Here is an 18,145-nt window from a genome sequence, read left to right as displayed (position 1 = left end):
CCCCGCTTCTTCAGAGCGGGATGTTGTCGTGCTTCTTCCAGGGGTTTTCGAGGCTCTTGTTCTTGAGCTTGCGAAGACCCAGGGCGATCCGCCGCCGCGTGGAGTGCGGCATGATCACCTCGTCGATGAAGCCCTTCGACGCCGCCACGAACGGGTTGGCGAAGCGATCCTCATATTCCTTGGTCCGTTCGGCGATCTTCTGTGCGTCGCCTATGTCCTTGCGGAAGATGATCTCGACCGCGCCCTTGGCGCCCATGACCGCGATCTCGGCGGTGGGCCAGGCATAGTTGAGGTCGCCGCGCAGATGCTTGGAGGCCATCACGTCATAGGCGCCGCCATAGGCCTTGCGCGTGATGACGGTGATCTTCGGGACGGTCGCCTCGCCATAGGCGAAGAGCAGCTTGGCGCCATGCTTGATGATGCCGTTATGCTCCTGCGCGGTGCCGGGCAGGAAGCCGGGCACGTCGACGAAGGTGACGATCGGAATATCGAAGGCGTCGCAGAAGCGGACGAAGCGCGCCGCCTTCTTCGACGAGTTGATGTCGAGCACGCCCGCCAGCACCATCGGCTGGTTGGCGACGATGCCCACCGGGCGGCCTTCGATCCGGCCGAAGCCGATCACGATGTTCGCGGCATGGTTCGGCTGCACCTCGAAGAAGTCGCCTTCGTCGACGACCTTCGCGATCAGCTCCTTCATGTCATAGGGCTTGGCCGCGCTGTCGGGGATCAGCGTATCGAGGCTGGGCTCGAGGCGATCCCAAGGATCGTCGGTCGGGCGGGTCGGCAGTTCGTGCCGGTTCGACAGCGGCAGGAAGTCGACGAATTCGCGGACGCTCAGCAGCGCCTCGATATCGTTCTCGAAGGCATTGTCGGCGACCGAGGTCTTGGTCGTGTGCGTGACCGCACCGCCAAGCTCCTCCTGGGTGACGACCTCGTTGGTGACGGTCTTCACCACGTCGGGGCCGGTCACGAACATGAACGAGCTGTCCTTCACCATGAAGATGAAGTCGGTCATCGCCGGCGAATAGACCGCGCCGCCGGCGCAGGGGCCCATGATCACGCTGATCTGCGGCACGACGCCCGAGGCGAGGATGTTGCGCTGGAACACCTCGGCATAGCCGCCGAGCGAGGCGACGCCCTCCTGGATGCGGGCGCCGCCCGAATCGTTGAGGCCGATCACGGGCGCGCCGACCTTCAGCGCCATGTCCATGATCTTGCAGATCTTCTGCGCATGCCGTTCGGACAAAGCGCCGCCATAGACGGTGAAGTCCTGGCTGAAGACGAAGACGAGACGGCCGTTGATCGTGCCCGAACCGGTGACGACACCGTCGCCCGGAATATGCTCGGCCTCCATGCCGAAGTCGGTGCAATTATGCTCGACATACATGTCGAGCTCCTCGAACGAGTCCGCATCGAGCAGAACGTCAATGCGCTCGCGCGCCGTCAGCTTGCCCTTCGCGTGCTGCGCATCGATGCGCTTCTGTCCGCCACCGAGCCGCGCCGCCGCGCGCTTTTCCTCGAGCTTCTGCAGGATCGCCAGCATTCGGGTCCAATGCTCCCTTCGGATTCATAGTTGCGCCCCCTTTCCAAGCTTTCGCCGATAAGGCAAATGTGAACTTGCGGATTTGCGAAATACGGGTTTGCAAATAGTCGCCAATGCGAATCCCGGAGGAGCGATGGCACGGCGAGCCGGTACCCGCCTCTTTGCGGGCCACGAATTGAAGCAGTTGCGACAGAGGGTCGGCCTGGGCCAGGCGGCCATGGCTGCGCGCGTCGGCCTGTCGGTTTCCTACCTGTCGCAGCTGGAGAATGACGACCGCCCGATCACACCCGCGGTGAACGAGGCCTTCGCCGCCGCCTTCCCGATCGACTGGAACAACAACGCCGCCGAGGACAGCGACCGGCGCCTTGCCGGGCTGCGCGAGGCGCTCGCCGATCCGCTGTTCGCGGGGGCGGGAGTGGAGCCGCAGGCGCTGCACCGGCTGGTCGAGCAGCAGCCGCAGTTCGCCGACCAGTTCATCCGCCTCCACGACGCCAAGCGCCGCGCCGAGGAGAGGCTTCAGCTCAACGACGACCGCTTCGCCAGCGGGGTGCCGGGCGACGACCGCCTGCCCTGGGAAGAGGTGCGCGACTGGTTTCACGAGGCCGGCAATTATGTCGACAATATCGACCGGGCCGCCGAGACGCTGGCGAACGAATTCGCCGCAGAGCCACTGCCCGAGGCGCTGCTCGCCCATGCGCTGAAAAAGCGACACGGCGTCGACACCGTGATCGCTGTCGATGATGGCGGGATGCTGCGCCGGTTCGACCGGGCGCGCGGGCTGCTTACCATCGGTTCAGCCCAGCCGCCCGAAACGCGCCGCTTCACCATGGCCCATCAGCTCGCCCAGCTCGAATTCCGCTGGCAGATCGCCGCCGTCGCCGCCCAGGCGCGGCTGCGCGCGGCCGAGGCCCACCCGCTGCTGTCGGTCGGCCTCGCAAATTATGCCGCCGGTGCGCTGCTGATGCCCTATGGCCGCTTTCGCGAGACCGCCCGCGCGCTGCGCCACGACATCGACCGGCTGTGCCAGCGCTTCGGGGTGAGCTTCGAACAGGCCTGCCACCGCCTGTCGACGCTGCAGCGTCCCGGCGAGCGTGGCATCCCCTTCTTCTTCTGCCGGGTCGACATGGCCGGCAACATCACCAAGCGCCATTCGGCGACGCGGCTGCAATTCGCCCGCTTCGGCGGTGCCTGCCCGCTGTGGATCGTCCACGAAGCCGTGGCGATCCCAGACCGTATCCTCGTCCAGCTGGCGGAGATGCCCGACGGGGTGCGCTATGTCTCGATGGCCAAGGGTCTGGTGAAGCCGTCGGGAAGCTTCACCCGCGCGCCGCGCCGCTTCGCAGTCGCGCTCGGCTGCGAGGTCGAGCATGCGCGTGACTTCATTTACGCCGATGCGCTCGACACCGCCAATCTCGGCGCGGCCACGCCGATCGGCATCTCGTGCCGGCTATGCCCGCGGCCGCATTGCGACCAGCGCGCCTTCCCGCCGGCGGGGCAGCCGATCACTGTCGACGCCGACAATCGCGACGTCGTGCCCTATCGGCTCGCCTGACGGGCGCGGCCCGGAAAGCCGCGCCCCACGGTCGATCAACCAGTGGCGATCAGAAGGACGGGACCGGCGTCTCGCCCGAATAGTCGTAGAAGCCCTTGCCCGTCTTGCGGCCGAGCCAGCCGGCCTCGACCATCTTCACGAGGATCGGCGCAGGGCGGTACTTCGGATCGCCGAAATCGGCCTGGAACACCTTGAGCACCTCGACGATCGTGTCGAGGCCGACCATGTCGGCCAGGGTCAGCGGGCCCATCGGATGGCCGCAGCCGAGCTTCATGCCGGCGTCGATGTCAGGGATCGAGGCGAGCCGCTCGCCGGCCGCGAAGCAGGCTTCGTTGAGCAGCGGCAGCAGGATGCGGTTGACCACGAAGCCGGGGCTGTCGGCAGCCAGGATCGTCGTCTTGCCGGTCTTGCGCCCGAATTCCTCGGCGATCTCGACGGCGGCGGAACCGGTGGCGAGGCCCTTGATGAGCTCGAGCAACGGCATCAGCGGGACCGGATTGAAGAAATGCATGCCGATGAAGCGTGCGGGATCGGGCGCGGCCTGCGCCAGACGCGTGATCGAGATCGACGAGGTGTTGGTGGCGAGGATCGCGTTGGGCGCGAGCACCTTGCCGATATTGTCGAAGATGGTCCTCTTGATCGGCTCACGCTCGGTTGCGGCCTCGATGATCAGGTCGGCGGCGCGCATCGGTTCGAGATCGGCAACCGGCTCGAGCAGGGCGACGGTCGCATCGCGCTTGGCGGCGTCGAGCTTACCGCGCTCTACCGCGCGATCGAGCTGCTTGACGATGCCGGCCTTGCCCTTGGCCGCGACCTCAAGCGACACGTCGGAGAGAAGCACCTTGATTCCGGCCTGTGCGGCGATCTGCGCAATGCCCGCGCCCATCTGCCCCGCGCCGACGACTCCGACGATATCCACCATCATCCTGTCTCCCGAATTCATTGACTCGGCGTGGCTGTTATCCCCGCTCCGTCGCCTTCGCAATCGCAACATCCCATTCGGTCTGGACCTGCTGGTCATTTTCATAGCCCCGGCGGCGGTTCGCCTCGGCTGCGACCGCATCGGGATCGATCCGCGCCAGCGCCCAGATCGCGGCGCCGCGCACCTCCGCGGCAGGATCGTCCAGCAGCCGCGCGACGGGCTTGGCGAGATGGGGCGATGCCCCGTTGCCCGCTGCGATCAACGCGTTGCGCATCATCCGGTCACGTCCGATCCGCTTGATCGGTGATCCCGCAAAAACCGCGCGAAAGCCCGGATCATCGAGGCCCAGAAGGTCCTCCAGCTCGGGCGCCGCCAGTTCGGCGCGGGCGGCGAAGGCCTTGTTTGCAGCCCCCGCCGCGGCGAACTTGTTCCAGGGACAGACGGCAAGACAATCGTCGCAGCCATAAATGCGATTGCCTATCCCTTCGCGCAGGTCGAACGCTATCGGCCCCTTATGCTCGATCGTCAGATAGGAAACGCAGCGTCGCGCATCGAGAATATAGGGTCGCGGAAAAGCATCGGTCGGACAGGCGCGCTGACAGGCGTCGCAGCTGCCGCAATGGTCCGCCTGGGGGGGGTCGGAGGGCAGGTCGAGGCTGGTCATGATCGCGCCGAGAAACAACCAGCTGCCATGGGTGCGCGAGACCAGGTTGCTGTGCTTACCCTGCCAGCCGATGCCGGCGGCGGCGGCGAGCGGCTTTTCCATCACGGGCGCGGTGTCGACGAAGACCTTGAGCTCGCCGCCGGCCTGCTCGACCAGCCAGCGGGCGAGCGCCTTGAGCGCCTTCTTGACGATGTCATGATAGTCGCTGCCCTGCGCATAGACGGAGATGCGGCCGATGCCCGGCGCGCCGGCCAGCCGCAGCGGATCTTCCTTCGGCGCATAGCTCATGCCGAGCATGATCAGACTGCGCGCATCGGGCCATAGCGCCTGCGGGCGGGCGCGCTGCTCGCGGCGGGCTTCCATCCAGTCCATCGATCCATGCGCACCGGATTCGAGCCAGCGGTCCAGATGCCCAGCCGCCTCCGGTGCGGCATCCGCCCGGGCGAATCCGCAGGCGGCGAAGCCTAGCGCCGCCGCCTGGGCTCGTATCGCGTCGCGCAGACTATAAGGGTCGAGGGTCATCATCGCCTCTTTAGGACGCGATCGTAACCGGAGCCACGCTTGTCGCGTATCTTCCTCGAGCCCATATCCGGAATAGAGGAGACAGGATCATGATCGATCGACGGATGGTGCTCGGCGCGGGCGTGGTGACGATGATCGGCGCGGCGCTGGGCGGTCGGGCCTTTTCCGCTCCCGGCAAGCGCTTCGCGGTGACGATGAGCGAAGCGGAGTGGCGCCGCAAACTCAGCCCGGCCGCCTATGCGGTGCTGCGGGAACAGGCAACCGAGCGGGCCTATACGAGCCCGCTCGACAAGGAGAAGCGGTCGGGCAACTTCCTGTGCGCGGGCTGCGACCTGCCCCTGTTTTCGTCGCTGACCAAGTTCGACAGCGGAACGGGCTGGCCGAGCTTCTTCCGCCCGCTGCCCGGCGCGGTCGGCACCACCACCGATTACAAGATCGGCTATCCGCGCACCGAGGTGCATTGCAGCCGCTGTGGCGGGCATCTCGGCCATGTGTTCGACGACGGGCCGCCGCCAACCGGCAAGCGTTACTGCATGAACGGCGTCGCGATGCGCTTCGTGCCGAAGAAGGCCTGAGGTTCGCACAGCAACGCGGCCTTAGGATTCCCGCCACGCCGGACAAAAGAAAAGCCCGGCTCTCGGGAGAGAGCCGGGCCTATCTTCAAGCCGATCGCGAGATCAGCTGAGCGGCGACAGGTTCACCGCAGCATATTTGCCGCGACGATCGACCTCGAGTTCGAACTCGAGGCGGTCGCCTTCGTTGAGGTTCGTCATACCGGCGCGCTCGACGGCCGAGATGTGAACGAACGCGTCGGGCTGTCCGTCATCGCGCTGGATGAAGCCGAAGCCCTTCATCGCGTTGAAGAACTTGACCGTGCCGCTCGCCTTCTCACCGGTGAGCTGGCGCGCGGGGCCGGCACCGGCACCGGGTGCCGGACGCGGACCGCGATCCTCGACGGCCATAGGCTCACCATCGATCTTGAGGTCGGTGGCCGAGATGCGGCCGCCGCGATCGACGAGCGTGAACTCGAGCGGCTGTCCTTCGGCGAGACCGGTCAGGCCGGCCTGCTCGACGGCAGAGATATGGACGAACACGTCCTCACCGCCATCGTCACGAACGATGAAGCCGAAGCCCTTCTGTCCGTTGAAGAATTTGACGATGCCCTTGCCCTCGCCGATGACCTGCGCCGGCATGCCGCCGCCGCCACCGCCGCCGCCGCGGAAACCGCCGCCGCCACCGCCGCCGCGGAAGCCACCGCCGCCGCCGCCACCGTAGCCGCCGCCACCGCCGCCGCCGAAGCGATCGCCGCCACCGCCGCCGTAGCCGCCGCCACCGCCGAAGCGATCGCCACCACCGCCGCCGTAACCGCCGCCACCGCCGAAGCGATCACCGCCGCCGCCATAGCCGCCACCGCCGCCGCTGTAACCGCCGAAGCTGTCGTCACCGAAGCCATCGCGCTTGTCCCTGCCGCCGCGCGGACCGCGCCTACCTCTATCGAAACCCATGCCTTGCAATTCTTCCCGAATCTCGCCCCATTCAACGAAAGGACGTGGCGCCGGGCGTGGGCACGTCATCCTTCCGGCACGCAAAAACCATCCGCGCCATCCAACAGACATAAAGCAAACAGCGCGATACTGCGAGCGCTTTCATGGCGAAGACCCCGTCTGGACGGCGTCAATTCGGTCCAAAATGTCGACAGACCGATAATGTTACCGTATTTTCGCGCTTTGGCATTGACGAGCGCCGCGCGAAAAGTTCTTCGACATGCGGCTTGATCGCCCGAGTCGCGCCGGGCAGAAGCTGCGTTCTTCTCCGCGCCGGAACCTTCGCCCGAACGGATACGTTACGGCCGCGAATCTCTCCCAATCCGCAAGGGCATCATGTCGGACATCCTCGCTATCTTCGCCGATCCCGCCAACTGGGCCGCACTCGCCGCGCTCGTGACGATGGAAGTGGTGCTGGGGATCGACAATCTGATCTTCATCTCGATCCTGACCAACAAGCTGCCCGACGCCTATCGCGCCAAGGCGCGGATGATCGGCATCTCGCTGGCTCTGGTTCTTCGCCTCGCCCTGCTCAGTCTCGTCGCCTTCATCGTCACGCTGACCCAGCCCTTGTTCGAGCTGTTCGGCCAGCCGCTGTCCTGGCGCGACCTCATCCTGATCGCCGGTGGCCTCTTCCTGGTCTGGAAAGCGACAAAGGAGATCCACCATAATGTCGACCAGGATGACGAAGGCGAGATGTTCGACGGAAAGAAGACCGGTCTGGGCTTCGGCGCGGTGATCTTCCAGATCATCCTGCTCGACCTCGTCTTCTCGATCGATTCGATCATCACCGCCGTCGGCATGACCGAACATGTCCCCATCATGTTCGTCGCGGTGATCGCCGCAGTCATCGCCATGATGACCGCCGCCGGCCCTCTGTCGCGCTTCATCGAGAAGAACCCGACGATCGTCATGCTCGCGCTCGCCTTCCTGTTCATGATCGGCATGACGCTGATCGCCGAGGGCTTCGGGGTGCATGTTCCCAAGGGCTACATCTATGCCGCCATGGCCTTTTCGGCAGGCGTGGAAGCGCTCAACATGATCCAGCGCAACCGCCGACTGCGCCTGCGTCGGGCGGCGGAGCAGGCAGGGAAGTAAGTTGCCCTCGACCGCTGCCGGCCTTATGGCGATGCGATGACAGTCTATTTGCATCAGGAAGACCTGCCCGAGGGCGCGCTGGGCCCCGGGCCGGTCGCGGTCGACACCGAGACGATGGGGCTGATCACCCCGCGCGACCGGCTCTGCCTGGTCCAGATCTCCGACGGGCGGGGCGACGAACATCTCGTCCGCTTCGCGCCCGGCAGCGACTATGCGGCCCCCAATCTGCGCGCGGTACTCGCCGATCCGGAGCGACTGAAGCTCTATCATTTCGCCCGCTTCGACCTGGCGGCGATCAAACATTATATCGGCGTGATGGCCGCACCGGTCTATTGCACCAAGACGGCCTCGCGGCTGATCCGCACCTACACCGACCGCCATGGGCTGAAGGAACTGGTGCGCGAGCTTCTCGGCCAGGACGTGTCCAAGCAGCAGCAGTCGTCGGACTGGGGCGCCCCTGACCTGTCCGAAGCGCAGAAGGACTATGCCGCGTCCGATGTCCGCTATCTACACGCAATGCGCACCATCCTCGACGAGCGTCTCGCCCGGGAAGGCCGCACCGCGCTGGCACAAGCCTGTTTCGACTTCCTGCCGGCCCGCGCCGAGCTGGACCTCGCTGGCTGGCCGGAAATCGACATCTTCGCGCATGTCTGATCTCCGGCGCGCCCGCGCCACTGCCTGACGGAGCTCCGACGCATGTCCGAACTCGCCGACCGCGCCCGCAGCCAGCGTCAGCTCTGGGCCGCCAGCGGCAGCCGGCACGATCGGCTGATCGGGATATTGCGCCTGGTGCTGCCGGTCGCCATCGCCATCCTCGCCATCCTCCTGGCCATCGCCCCGTTGACGGTGGGCCGGGACATCAGCTTCGTCCTGTCGAAGGACCGGGTGGCCGTTGCGCGGGAGCGGATGCGCGTCACCACCGCCACCTATCGCGGGCAGGACGCCAAGGGGCAGGCCTTCCAGCTCACCGCCGGTTCGGCCGTCCAGACCACCTCGCGCGACCCGGTGGTGCGGATGCAGAAGCTCGCCGCGCAGATCCAGCTTCCCGAGGGGCCCGCGCGCATCGTCGCCAATAATGGCCGCTACGACATGGACAGCGAGAAGGTCGCGATCGACGGACCGGTCCATTTCACCTCGGCCGACGGCTATAATATCCAGACCCGCGACGTCGGCATCGACCTGCAGACGCGCAAGGTGGCGAGCGAGGGGCCTGTCGACGGGCGCATGAACGTCGGCACCTTCTCCGGCGACCGCTTCACCGCGGACCTCAATGCCAGGGTCGTCGTTCTGGAAGGCCGAGCGCGCTTGCATATCGACCAGCGAAGCGCCACAGCAGCGCCCAAGGCTCCTGCGCGGGCGAAGAACGGAGGTTGAGCGTGGTCGGACGGGCTCGAATGGCGAAAAGGCTGCTGGTCGCGACGCTGTCGCTGACTGCGCTTCCGCTCGCCGCGCAGACCACGACCTCGCTGAAAAACCACAATGCCAACGCGCCCGTCGATTTCGCTGCCGACCGAATCGAACTGCAGGACCGCACAGATCGCGCGATCCTGACCGGCAATGTCGAGGTCAAGCAGGGCGACATGACCCTGCGGGCCGCACGCGTGACGATCAACTACAGCTCGGCCGCCCAGACCCAGGTCAATCGCATGGACGCCTCGGGCAGCGTCGTCCTCACCACCGCGACCGAGACCGCCCGTTCGCAATATGCGATCTACGATCTGCGCACCCGGCTCGTGACGATGATCGGCGGCGTCACCGTCAGCCGTGCCGGCAAGGGCGAAACCAAGGGCAACCGGCTCGTGATCAACATGAACAGCGGCCTGGCCTCGCTCGACGGCGGGGCAGCCGGCAGCGGTGGCGGTCGCGTCACCGGCCGCTTCACGCCTCCGCCGCGCTCGCAGAACTGATCGGCGGACGGGCCGGACTCGCAGCGCGACCCACGCCATCGTCCCCATCCAACCGGCCGGCGCCAAAAACGTCCATGCAGGAAGCTTGCCAGTTTCCATGAAGGGCGGGCTCGGCTAATCAGGCCATAAGCGAACCGATCGCCGGGATGATCCGACCATGAATGACTCAGCCACTCTCGAACGACCCGCCGGCTCAGACGGCACGGGCGTGGTGCGCGGCTTGTCGGTGGTTTCGATCGCGAAGAGCTATGATCGGCGCCAGGTGCTGAGCGACATCTCGCTCGATGTCGCCCGGGGCGAAGTGGTCGGCCTGCTCGGCCCGAACGGCGCCGGCAAGACGACCTGCTTCTATTCGGTGATGGGGCTGGTCCGCCCCGACGCCGGTCGCATCCTGCTCGACGGCGACGACATCACCACCCTGCCGATGTACCGGCGCGCCATATTGGGGCTCGGCTATCTGCCGCAGGAAACCTCGATCTTCCGTGGCCTGTCGGTCAGCCAGAACATCATGGCGGTGCTCGAGCTGATCGAACCCGACAAGGCCCAGCGCACCGAGCGCCTCGATTCGCTGCTGACCGAGTTCCACCTGACGCATCTGCGCGACTCGCCCGCCATGGCGCTGTCGGGCGGCGAGCGGCGGCGCTGCGAGATCGCCCGCGCGCTGGCCGCTGATCCGTCGATCATGCTGCTCGACGAGCCTTTCGCCGGCATCGACCCGATCTCGATCGCCGATATCCGTGATCTCGTCCGCGACCTGAAGAGCCGCGACATCGGCGTGCTGATCACCGATCACAATGTCCGCGAGACGCTCGACATCGTCGATCGCGCCTGCATCATCTATGACGGCAAGGTGCTGTTCCAGGGCAGTCCCGCCGCGCTCGTCGCCGATCCCAATGTCCGTCGCCTCTATCTGGGCGAGGGCTTCTCGCTCTGACCATGCCCCGGGGGCTCTGAACCATGGCATTGGGGCCGCGCCTCGACCTACGGCAGAGCCAGTCGCTGGTCATGACGCCGCAGCTCCAGCAGGCGATCAAGCTGCTGGCGCTCTCCAATCTCGAGATCGAGGCCTTCATCGCCGAGGAGATCGAGAAGAACCCCCTGCTGGAATCCGGCGGCGAACGCGGGGACAGTGAGCCCGCCGGAGATCCGGCGGGCGATCCGTCGGACGCGCCGGCCTTCGATGCGACACCGGATGGGGGCGATTTCGACGATGGCTTTGGCGAGTTCGATGATGGCGGACCGACCGCCGACCGCCTGATCGAGGCAGGAGACGGGGTCGCCGACGCCCCGCTCGACGCCGATTATGCGGCCGAAACCTTCCACCATGACAGCCCGAGCGACTCGTTGCAGGGCATGGACGGCGCCCTCGGCGTGCAGGGCGCGGCGGGCTCCGCCTCGGAGGACGCGTTCGATCCGGGCGAGAGCGCCTCGGCCGATCTGTCGCTTCACGACCATCTCCTCGCCCAGGCCGGCGAGATTCTGTCCGGAGCGGACCTTGCCATTGCCGTGCGCCTGATCGACCTGATCGACGAGGCCGGCTATTTCGAGGGGCAGACCTTCGACATCGCGCAGGCCCTCGACGTGCCGCTGTTCGACGTCGAGCGGGTGCTGTCGGTGATCCAGACGCTCGATCCGACCGGTGTCGGCGCCCGCTCGCTCGCCGAGTGCATCGCGCTCCAGGCGCGCGAGGCGGACCGCTACGATCCGGCGATGGCGAAGCTGATCGACAATCTCGACCTGCTGGCGCGGGGCGCGATCCCCCAGCTACGGCGGCTGTGCGGTGTCGACGAGGAAGACATGGCCGACATGATCCGCGAGCTGCGGGGCTATGACCCCAAGCCGGGGCTGCGCTTCGGCGGCGAACCCGCCGCGCCGGTCACCCCGGATATATTCGTGCGGCGCAAAGGCGACGGCTGGGCGATCGAACTGAACAATGCCAGCCTGCCCCGTCTGATCGTCAACCGCAGCTATTATGCGGAGTTGTCGAGCGGACCGCAGGACAAGAGCAGCAAGGCGTGGCTCGGCGAATGCCTCGCCTCGGCCAACTGGCTGGTAAAGGCGCTCGACCAGCGCGCCCGGACGATCGTCAAGGTCACGCAGGAAATCGTCAAGCAGCAGGAAGCCTTCTTCCTCCATGGAGTCGAACATCTTCGCCCGCTGACGCTCAGGACCGTCGCCGATGCGGTCGGCATGCACGAATCGACGATCAGCCGCGTGACCTCGAACAAATATCTGTTCTGCGAGCGCGGGCTGCACGAGCTCAAATATTTCTTCACCTCGGGCGTGGCCGCGGCCGATGGCGGCGACGCGGTGTCAGCCGAAGCGGTCAAGAGCCAGATCGCCAAGCTGATCGCAGCCGAGGGCGACGACATTTTGTCCGACGACAAGCTGGTCGAACTGCTGCGCGACAAGGGGTTCGACCTCGCCCGCCGCACCGTCGCCAAATATCGCGAAGCGATCGGCCTCGGCTCCTCGGTCCAGCGCCGGCGTCAGCGGGCGATGAAGGCGGCGTAGCGCGCGCTACACCGCCTCGCACGCTGCGATCGCCTCAGCCGGCCGTAGCCGACGCGGCCTGAACGAAGGCCCACACCCGCGAGGAGAAGGGCGCTTCGACCTCGCTTTGCCATTCGTCCATGCGGTCATAAAGCCGGGACGCTCCCGCCATCATTTCGGGGCTTGCCACCCGAGTGAACGGCTCGAGCAAAGCCCGCCATTCGGCCAGATAGGCCTGAGCGCGCGGACTGGCCGGATCGAGCGGCAACGCCGCCTCGATCCTGGCGCCCAGATCCTTCCACGCCTCGGCATAGGCCTTCGGATCGAAATCGGCCGGCAGCAGCGCCTTGCGGTCGGACCAATGCTGCTGCTCTCCGGGTCCGTAATAACGGTCCACGACCGCCTGCCATTTCTCTTCGCTCATTGTCTCGTCTCCACATCGGATCAGCGAGCAGAGGGTCGCGACGTCGATCGGCTCGCCGCGATCGATGCGGGACAGGGTCGTCTGGAGCAACAAGCGGGTTTCGGCGATCTCGGCGGCGCGGATCTCGAGCTCGGCCAGCCGTGCGGCGACCTGATTGCCGAGATCAGCCTTGCGATCCGCCAGCATCGCCGCGATCGCCGACAGGCTGAACCCGGCGCGCTTCAGGGTGAGAATGGCGTCGAGCCGGGCCAGCTCGCCCGAACCATAAGCGCGTCTTCCGCTGGCAGTCCGGAGCGGACGGATCAGGCCCCGCGCTTCATAGAAGCGCAAAGCGCGTGATGTGACGCCCGTTGAGCGGACGACGGTGGCAATGTCGAGAATCGGCTCCATGACGGCGGAGTAGCGCTTGACCCTGGGTCAAGTTCAAGCCGCAAAGGCGATACTCAGCCCTTCGAAAATCCGGTGAGCAGACCAAGCCCCTCGATCGTCGAGGCCTTCAGTGGCGGCTTCGTCTGCTCGTTAAGGCGAGGGTCACTCTCATCGAGGGTTGATAGGTCGAGCGGCACGGTATCGGCAGCCGACGCCGCCCCCGCCCTGCCCGAAGGAAGGGTCATGATCGGCACCGCCACGATCAGGGCCGCGCCGATCGCCAATGCGCATTTCATGTCCGAACTCCTGCCAGAGACCTGCGTGACGATATCCGCCTAACGCAGGAGCAGGCGATAGGGTTCAGGAGGCGATGAGAAGACCTGCCAGCGCCGCCGACATGAGGTTCGCCAGACTGCCGGCGACGAGCGCCTTGATGCCCAGCCGGGCGATCATCGGCCGCTGGTTCGGAGCCAGGCTGCCGGCCGACGCCATCTGGATCGCGATCGAGGAGAAATTGGCGAAGCCGCACAGCGCGAAAGTGGTGACGGCGACGCTGTGCGGACTCAGCGTGTCCTTGATCTGCCCGAGATGGATATAGGCCACGAACTCGTTGAGGGTGACCTTTTCGCCGAACAGCCCGCCGACGATCTGCGCCTGGTCCCAGGGGATGTTCAGCAGGACCATGATCGGTGCGAAGATGAACCCCAATATCTGCTGGAAGCTGAGCGTCGGATAGCCGAACAGCGCGCCCGCCTGGCCGAGCAGCCCGTTGGCGAGCGCCACGAGGCCGACGAAGGCCAGCACCATCGCGCCGACCGACACCGCGATGCGCACGCCGGTCTGCGCGCCCAGCGCCGCCGCCATGATGATATTGTCCGGACGCTCGCCTTCCTCATTGGCCTCGGCGATCGCGATCGCCTCCTCCTCGAGCAGGTCGGCCGACCGGCCCTCGGGCAGAACCGGATCGGGCATCATGATCTTGGCCATCAGCAACCCGCCCGGCGCCGCCATGAAGCTCGCCGCAAGCAGCAGGTCGACGCTAATCCCCATCGCAGCATAGGCGGCCAGGATGGTGCCCGCCACGCCGGCCATGCCCGTCGCCATCACTGCGAACATCTGGTGCGGCGCGAGGCCCGCCAGATAGGGCCGGATCACGAGTGGCGACTCGCTCTGCCCGACGAAGATGTTCGCCGCCGCGCACAGCGACTCGACCTTCGACACGCCGGTCACCTTCTCAATCGCACCGCCCACCCAGCGGATCACGAACTGCATGATGCCCAGATAATAGAGGATCGAGACCAGCGAGGCGAAGAAGATGATCACCGGAAGCGCGGCGAGCGCGAAGCTGTTGCCGCCGATCTCGGGCTTGACCAGCGAACCGAACAGGAAATTGGTCCCCGACTGGGCATAGCTCAGCAGGCTCGAAACGCCAGAGGCCATACCGCCGAGCAGCGCACGCCCCCAGGGCACGTAGAGGACGAGCACGGCGATGCCCGCCTGCAGCGCAAAGGCCGAACCCACGACGCGCAGGCGGATCGCCTTCCGGTCGGACGACAGCGCCACCGCCACGAGCAGGATCAGCACGATGCCGGCCAGCCCGGTCAGCCATTTCGTCATCCGGAAACTTCCCAAAGCGCGATGAAAGGCCCACCTTGTCGAGCGCGTGGCGCCGGTCAAGCGCTCTTTCGCCGCCGCCGCAAAGCCGTTAGCAGTGCGGCATGACCGCCTCCATCCCGCCGGCGCAGGACGCCCGCCCGCCTCGCTCGCTGTTCGTCATCTCGATCTTCTATGGCGGCATGGTGTGCATCGCCGGGGTGCTCGGGGTGAAGCAGGTGGCGCTCGGCCCGCTTGCCGTAGAGGCAGGCATATTCGCCTTTCTGCTGCTGGTCGTCATGGGCAGCGCGGTGGCCGAGCTGCACGGGCGGACGGTGGCCGATTCGCTCGTGCGCTGGGGCTTCCTGCCGCTGATCATGTCGGCACTGCTCATCCAGCTGGTGCTCGCCCTGCCGACCGATCCGGGCATGTACCCGCCCGCCGTCGAAGCCTTTCCGATCGTCGTCGGCCAGGGCGCCCGGATGATGATCGCCGGCCTGATCTCCTATGGGCTGTCTCAGACGCTCAACGTGCTGATCTTCGACCGGTTGAAGGGCAGCGGGGTCGGGCGCTTCGTCTGGCTGCGCGGCATGATCGCGAGCGTGATCAGCCAGATCGCCGACACGATCATGTTCATCACGATCAGCTTCTACGGCGAGCGCGAGATAGTCGGCCTGATGGGCGGCCAGATGCTGACCAAGGTCGTCCTCTCGATCGTGCTGGTTCCCCCGCTGATCACCGCCTTCGTGGCCGCCGGCCGCCGGATAGACGCGCGCGGCTGAGCGGCTGTCCGGGATTGGAAGCCGGCACAGGCTGAAAGCGATGCTTTATCCCGCGCCCCGCCTCCGCTAAGGGGCGCGCCATGTCGACCGATCACAGCCCCGACCCGATCCTCCTGTCCAAGGCCGAGACCCTCACCGAGGCGCTGCCCTATATGCAGCGCTATGCCGGCGAGACCTTCGTGGTGAAATATGGCGGTCACGCCATGGGCGATCCCGAGGCCGCGCGCGATTTCGCCGAGGACATCGTGCTGCTCAAGGCGGTCGGGATCAACCCGGTGGTGGTCCATGGCGGCGGCCCGCAGATCGGCCGCATGCTCAAGACGCTGGGCGTCGAGAGCAGCTTCGTCGACGGACTGCGCGTCACCGATGCCGAAACCGCGCGCATCGCCGAGATGGTGCTGTGCGGATCGATCAACAAGGAAATCGTGTCCTGGATCGCGCAGGCGGGCGGCCGCGCGGTCGGCCTCTCCGGCAAGGATGGCCGCATGGTCGTCGCCGAGAAGGTCAGCAGGACGCGCCGCAACCCGGAAAACGACCTCGACGAGGTCGTCGATCTGGGTTTCGTCGGCGAACCTGCCGATATCGACCGCCGTGTGATCGACACCATTTCCAAGGCCGGCATGATTCCGGTCATCGCGCCGATCGCGATCGGCGAGGACGGCCACACATATAACGTCAATGCCGACACCATGGCCGGCGCGATCGCCATCGCCCTTGGCGCCGCCCGCCTGTTCCTGCTGACCGACGTGGCCGGCGTGCTCGACAAGCAGAAGCAGCTGATCCGCGAACTCAGCCCGCCGCAGATCGCAGCCCTGCGCGAGGACGGCACGATCCAGGGCGGCATGATCCCCAAGCTCGAGACCTGCGTCGATGCGGTCGAGGGCGGGGTCGATGCCGCCGTCATCCTCGACGGACGGGTGCCCCACGCGATGCTGATCGAAGCCTTCACCAAGCGCGGCGCCGGCACCCTGATCGGCATGGGCTAGAAAATAAGCCCCTCCCTTTCAAGGGAGGGGAAAGGGGTGGGTGCGAGCGCCAGCGAGCTCCCTCGCTTGTAAGGCACAGCCTCACTGTTGAGGCATCGCCTCCCTCATTTCCGCACCCCACCCTTACATCCCTCCCCCGAAGGGGAGGGACATCATGAGGCTCAGTCGCGCAGCAGCTCGTTGATGCCGGTCTTCGATCGGGTCTGCGCGTCGACGCGCTTCACGATCACCGCGCAATAGAGGCCGGGGCCGCCATCCTTGCCCGGCAGCGTGCCGGGGACGACCACCGAATAGCTCGGCACGCGCCCGATGAAGACCTCGCCGCTCGCGCGGTCGACGATCTTGGTCGACGCGCCGAGATAGACGCCCATCGACAGCACCGCGCCCTGCTCGACCACAACGCCCTCGGCCACTTCCGAGCGGGCGCCGATGAAGCAGTCGTCCTCGATCACGACCGGGCCCGCCTGCAGTGGCTCGAGCACGCCGCCAATGCCGACGCCGCCCGACAGATGGACGTTGCGGCCGATCTGCGCGCAGCTGCCGACCGTCGTCCAGGTGTCGACCATCGTGCCTTCGCCGACGAAGGCGCCGAGATTGACGAAGCTGGGCATCAGCACCGCGCCCTTGGCGATGTGCGCGCCGCGACGGACGATCGAACCGGGCACCGCGCGGAAGCCGGCGGAACGGAACTCTGCCTCGCCCCAACCCGCGAACTTCGAGGGCACCTTGTCCCACCAGCTGGTGCCGCCGGGACCGCCGGGAATCAGTTCCATGTCGTTGAGGCGGAAGGACAGCAGGACCGCCTTCTTGAGCCACTGGTTGACGGTCCAGCCGCCCTCGCCCTTCTCGGCCACGCGCCGCTCGCCCGAATCGAGCAGGCCGAGTGCGGTGTCGACGGCGTCGCGGACCTCACCCTTGGTCGAGAAGCCGATGCTCTCGCGTTCGTCCCAGGCCTTTTCGATGATCTGCTGCAGATCGGCGCTCATGTCGTTCCCCTCAAAGCGTGGCTGTCAGTTCGTCGAGCCAGTGCCCGACATCGCGAATCTCATAGTCGATGAAGCTGTGGTCGGCTTCGTGGTCGCCATATTCGGACCCGTTGTTGACCCACACGGTGGTCATGCCGATCGCCTTGGCGGGCTTCAGGTTGCGGGCCATATCCTCGACGAACAGAGAGGTGCGAGGATCGATGCCGAAGGCCTCGACCATCGACGCATAGCTCGCCGCGTGGGGCTTGGGCTGATAGGCGCAGGCGTGGATATCGTGGATCGCCTCGAAGCTCTTCGACAGGCCCAGTTTCTGCAGCACGCGACCGGCATAATCGGCATCGCCATTGGTGAAGATCAGCTTGCGGCCGGGCAGCTTCGCGACCGCGTCGATCAGACGCCGATCCTCGGACAGCACGTCCATCTCGATGTCGTGGACGAAGGAGAGGAATTCGTGCGGGTCGATGCCGTGGCTCTGCATCAGCCCCGACAATGTCGTGCCATGCTCGCGGAACATCTGCTTCTGGACGCGCTTGGCCTCGACCGGATCGACGCCGAGCAGCCGCTGGACATAGAGCCCCATGCGGACGTCGATCAGCCCGAACAGGTCGACCGACGCCGGGTAGAGCGTGTTGTCCAGATCGAAGATCCAGGCGTCGATATGGCGGAGCGCTGCATCCATGGCCGCGCGAGTAGCCGTTGCACGAAGTGGTGGCAACCCGCGCCGACGGCGCCAGCCAGGGAGGGCCATCAACCCCGGGCG

The 18,145-nt window shown here is 66.3% G+C and carries 19 protein-coding genes; 10 read left to right on the top strand and 9 right to left on the bottom strand.

Annotated elements, in window-relative coordinates:
- Positions 1–10 precede the first annotated feature (10 nt).
- Positions 11–1,543 (bottom strand): acyl-CoA carboxylase subunit beta, encoded by a 1,533-nt coding sequence (locus tag G6P88_RS12800; protein WP_165323509.1) that lies wholly within the window; start codon positions 1,541–1,543, stop codon positions 11–13.
- Positions 1,544–1,676: 133 nt separating this feature from the next.
- Here G6P88_RS12800 and G6P88_RS12795 point away from each other — a divergent pair, with 133 nt between their 5' ends.
- Positions 1,677–3,095 (top strand): helix-turn-helix domain-containing protein, encoded by a 1,419-nt coding sequence (locus G6P88_RS12795; protein ID WP_165323508.1) that lies wholly within the window; start codon positions 1,677–1,679, stop codon positions 3,093–3,095.
- Positions 3,096–3,144: 49 nt separating this feature from the next.
- Here the strand turns inward: G6P88_RS12795 and G6P88_RS12790 are convergent, their stop codons facing one another.
- Together G6P88_RS12790 and queG are read right to left on the bottom strand one after the other, a co-directional pair.
- Positions 3,145–4,017 (bottom strand): 3-hydroxyacyl-CoA dehydrogenase family protein, encoded by an 873-nt coding sequence (locus G6P88_RS12790; protein ID WP_206335947.1) that lies wholly within the window; start codon positions 4,015–4,017, stop codon positions 3,145–3,147.
- Between the two features lie 37 nt (positions 4,018–4,054).
- Complete coding sequence (gene queG, locus G6P88_RS12785) at positions 4,055–5,203, bottom strand: tRNA epoxyqueuosine(34) reductase QueG (protein WP_165325172.1); 1,149 nt, start codon at positions 5,201–5,203, stop codon at positions 4,055–4,057.
- 89 nt (positions 5,204–5,292) lie between these two features.
- On the opposite strand from queG, the gene msrB reads away from it, so the two are divergent.
- Complete coding sequence (gene msrB, locus G6P88_RS12780) at positions 5,293–5,778, top strand: peptide-methionine (R)-S-oxide reductase MsrB (RefSeq protein ID WP_206335760.1); 486 nt, start codon at positions 5,293–5,295, stop codon at positions 5,776–5,778.
- A 102-nt stretch (positions 5,779–5,880) separates the two neighbouring features.
- Here the strand turns inward: msrB and G6P88_RS20445 are convergent, their stop codons facing one another.
- A complete protein-coding gene (locus G6P88_RS20445; RefSeq protein ID WP_165323507.1) occupies positions 5,881–6,708 on the bottom strand; it encodes a cold-shock protein in 828 nt (275 codons plus the stop codon).
- A gap of 375 nt (positions 6,709–7,083) precedes the next feature.
- Here G6P88_RS20445 and G6P88_RS12770 point away from each other — a divergent pair, with 375 nt between their 5' ends.
- The 6 genes from G6P88_RS12770 to rpoN all read left to right on the top strand — a co-directional run bounded on the left by G6P88_RS12770 (position 7,084) and on the right by rpoN (position 12,266).
- Entirely contained in the window at positions 7,084–7,845 is a 762-nt protein-coding gene (locus tag G6P88_RS12770) for a TerC family protein (protein WP_165323506.1), read from the top strand.
- A 36-nt stretch (positions 7,846–7,881) separates the two neighbouring features.
- The gene (locus tag G6P88_RS12765) at positions 7,882–8,499 is read left to right on the top strand and encodes a ribonuclease D (RefSeq protein WP_165323505.1); all 618 of its coding nucleotides are present in this window, start codon (positions 7,882–7,884) and stop codon (positions 8,497–8,499) included.
- 42 nt (positions 8,500–8,541) lie between these two features.
- The gene (lptC, locus tag G6P88_RS12760; RefSeq protein WP_165323504.1) at positions 8,542–9,219 is read left to right on the top strand and encodes an LPS export ABC transporter periplasmic protein LptC; all 678 of its coding nucleotides are present in this window, start codon (positions 8,542–8,544) and stop codon (positions 9,217–9,219) included.
- A gap of 20 nt (positions 9,220–9,239) precedes the next feature.
- Positions 9,240–9,752 (top strand): LptA/OstA family protein, encoded by a 513-nt coding sequence (locus tag G6P88_RS12755; RefSeq protein ID WP_165323503.1) that lies wholly within the window; start codon positions 9,240–9,242, stop codon positions 9,750–9,752.
- A 157-nt stretch (positions 9,753–9,909) separates the two neighbouring features.
- Positions 9,910–10,686: an LPS export ABC transporter ATP-binding protein gene (lptB, locus tag G6P88_RS12750; protein WP_165323502.1), complete on the top strand. Its 777-nt coding sequence runs from the start codon at positions 9,910–9,912 to the stop codon at positions 10,684–10,686.
- A gap of 23 nt (positions 10,687–10,709) precedes the next feature.
- Positions 10,710–12,266, top strand: a complete 1,557-nt coding sequence (gene rpoN, locus G6P88_RS12745; RefSeq protein WP_165323501.1) for an RNA polymerase factor sigma-54 — start codon at positions 10,710–10,712, stop codon at positions 12,264–12,266.
- A 34-nt stretch (positions 12,267–12,300) separates the two neighbouring features.
- On the opposite strand, the gene G6P88_RS12740 is transcribed toward rpoN, so the two are convergent.
- From G6P88_RS12740 to G6P88_RS12730, 3 genes are all read right to left on the bottom strand, one after another.
- Entirely contained in the window at positions 12,301–13,059 is a 759-nt protein-coding gene (locus G6P88_RS12740; RefSeq protein ID WP_165323500.1) for a MerR family transcriptional regulator, read from the bottom strand.
- 53 nt (positions 13,060–13,112) lie between these two features.
- The gene (locus tag G6P88_RS12735; protein ID WP_165323499.1) at positions 13,113–13,334 is read right to left on the bottom strand and encodes a hypothetical protein; all 222 of its coding nucleotides are present in this window, start codon (positions 13,332–13,334) and stop codon (positions 13,113–13,115) included.
- Between the two features lie 64 nt (positions 13,335–13,398).
- A complete protein-coding gene (locus G6P88_RS12730) occupies positions 13,399–14,655 on the bottom strand; it encodes a NupC/NupG family nucleoside CNT transporter (RefSeq protein WP_165323498.1) in 1,257 nt (418 codons plus the stop codon).
- A 101-nt stretch (positions 14,656–14,756) separates the two neighbouring features.
- On the opposite strand from G6P88_RS12730, the gene G6P88_RS12725 reads away from it, so the two are divergent.
- Together G6P88_RS12725 and argB are read left to right on the top strand one after the other, a co-directional pair.
- Positions 14,757–15,413 carry a queuosine precursor transporter gene (locus G6P88_RS12725; RefSeq protein WP_165323497.1) on the top strand — a complete coding sequence of 219 codons (657 nt, stop codon included), beginning with the start codon at positions 14,757–14,759 and terminating at the stop codon, positions 15,411–15,413.
- 80 nt (positions 15,414–15,493) lie between these two features.
- Complete coding sequence (argB, locus tag G6P88_RS12720; protein WP_165323496.1) at positions 15,494–16,399, top strand: acetylglutamate kinase; 906 nt, start codon at positions 15,494–15,496, stop codon at positions 16,397–16,399.
- A gap of 161 nt (positions 16,400–16,560) precedes the next feature.
- Here the strand turns inward: argB and dapD are convergent, their stop codons facing one another.
- Both dapD and G6P88_RS12710 read right to left on the bottom strand, forming a co-directional pair.
- Entirely contained in the window at positions 16,561–17,385 is an 825-nt protein-coding gene (gene dapD / locus G6P88_RS12715; protein ID WP_165323495.1) for a 2,3,4,5-tetrahydropyridine-2,6-dicarboxylate N-succinyltransferase, read from the bottom strand.
- Positions 17,386–17,395: 10 nt separating this feature from the next.
- On the bottom strand, positions 17,396–18,064 hold the full coding sequence (locus tag G6P88_RS12710; RefSeq protein WP_165323494.1) for a pyrimidine 5'-nucleotidase: 669 nt from the start codon (positions 18,062–18,064) through the stop codon (positions 17,396–17,398).
- Positions 18,065–18,145: the final 81 nt, after the last annotated feature.

Origin of the sequence: Rhizorhabdus phycosphaerae (assembly GCF_011044255.1) — a bacterium.
Classification (GTDB): Bacteria; Pseudomonadota; Alphaproteobacteria; order Sphingomonadales; family Sphingomonadaceae; genus Rhizorhabdus; species Rhizorhabdus phycosphaerae.
The sequence above is the reverse complement of the archived record's forward strand: the minus strand, read 5'-3'. Positions and strand labels throughout refer to the sequence as shown.

Bases quoted from the DNA above. Each gene is read 5' to 3' on its own strand.
- G6P88_RS12765 (WP_165323505.1), top strand. From the start codon at position 7,882: ATGACAGTCTATTTGCATCAGGAAGACCTGCCCGAGGGCGCGCTGGGC.
- G6P88_RS12790 (WP_206335947.1), bottom strand. From the start codon at position 4,017: ATGGTGGATATCGTCGGAGTCGTCGGCGCGGGGCAGATGGGCGCGGGC.
- G6P88_RS12770 (WP_165323506.1), top strand. From the start codon at position 7,084: ATGTCGGACATCCTCGCTATCTTCGCCGATCCCGCCAACTGGGCCGCA.
- G6P88_RS12740 (WP_165323500.1), bottom strand. From the start codon at position 13,059: ATGGAGCCGATTCTCGACATTGCCACCGTCGTCCGCTCAACGGGCGTC.
- G6P88_RS12795 (WP_165323508.1), top strand. From the start codon at position 1,677: ATGGCACGGCGAGCCGGTACCCGCCTCTTTGCGGGCCACGAATTGAAG.
- dapD (WP_165323495.1), bottom strand. From the start codon at position 17,385: ATGAGCGCCGATCTGCAGCAGATCATCGAAAAGGCCTGGGACGAACGC.
- rpoN (WP_165323501.1), top strand. From the start codon at position 10,710: ATGGCATTGGGGCCGCGCCTCGACCTACGGCAGAGCCAGTCGCTGGTC.
- lptC (WP_165323504.1), top strand. From the start codon at position 8,542: ATGTCCGAACTCGCCGACCGCGCCCGCAGCCAGCGTCAGCTCTGGGCC.
- G6P88_RS12735 (WP_165323499.1), bottom strand. From the start codon at position 13,334: ATGAAATGCGCATTGGCGATCGGCGCGGCCCTGATCGTGGCGGTGCCG.
- G6P88_RS12725 (WP_165323497.1), top strand. From the start codon at position 14,757: ATGACCGCCTCCATCCCGCCGGCGCAGGACGCCCGCCCGCCTCGCTCG.
- argB (WP_165323496.1), top strand. From the start codon at position 15,494: ATGTCGACCGATCACAGCCCCGACCCGATCCTCCTGTCCAAGGCCGAG.
- lptB (WP_165323502.1), top strand. From the start codon at position 9,910: ATGAATGACTCAGCCACTCTCGAACGACCCGCCGGCTCAGACGGCACG.
- G6P88_RS12800 (WP_165323509.1), bottom strand. From the start codon at position 1,543: ATGCTGGCGATCCTGCAGAAGCTCGAGGAAAAGCGCGCGGCGGCGCGG.
- G6P88_RS20445 (WP_165323507.1), bottom strand. From the start codon at position 6,708: ATGGGTTTCGATAGAGGTAGGCGCGGTCCGCGCGGCGGCAGGGACAAG.
- G6P88_RS12730 (WP_165323498.1), bottom strand. From the start codon at position 14,655: ATGACGAAATGGCTGACCGGGCTGGCCGGCATCGTGCTGATCCTGCTC.
- G6P88_RS12755 (WP_165323503.1), top strand. From the start codon at position 9,240: ATGGCGAAAAGGCTGCTGGTCGCGACGCTGTCGCTGACTGCGCTTCCG.
- G6P88_RS12710 (WP_165323494.1), bottom strand. From the start codon at position 18,064: ATGGATGCAGCGCTCCGCCATATCGACGCCTGGATCTTCGATCTGGAC.
- msrB (WP_206335760.1), top strand. From the start codon at position 5,293: ATGATCGATCGACGGATGGTGCTCGGCGCGGGCGTGGTGACGATGATC.
- queG (WP_165325172.1), bottom strand. From the start codon at position 5,203: ATGACCCTCGACCCTTATAGTCTGCGCGACGCGATACGAGCCCAGGCG.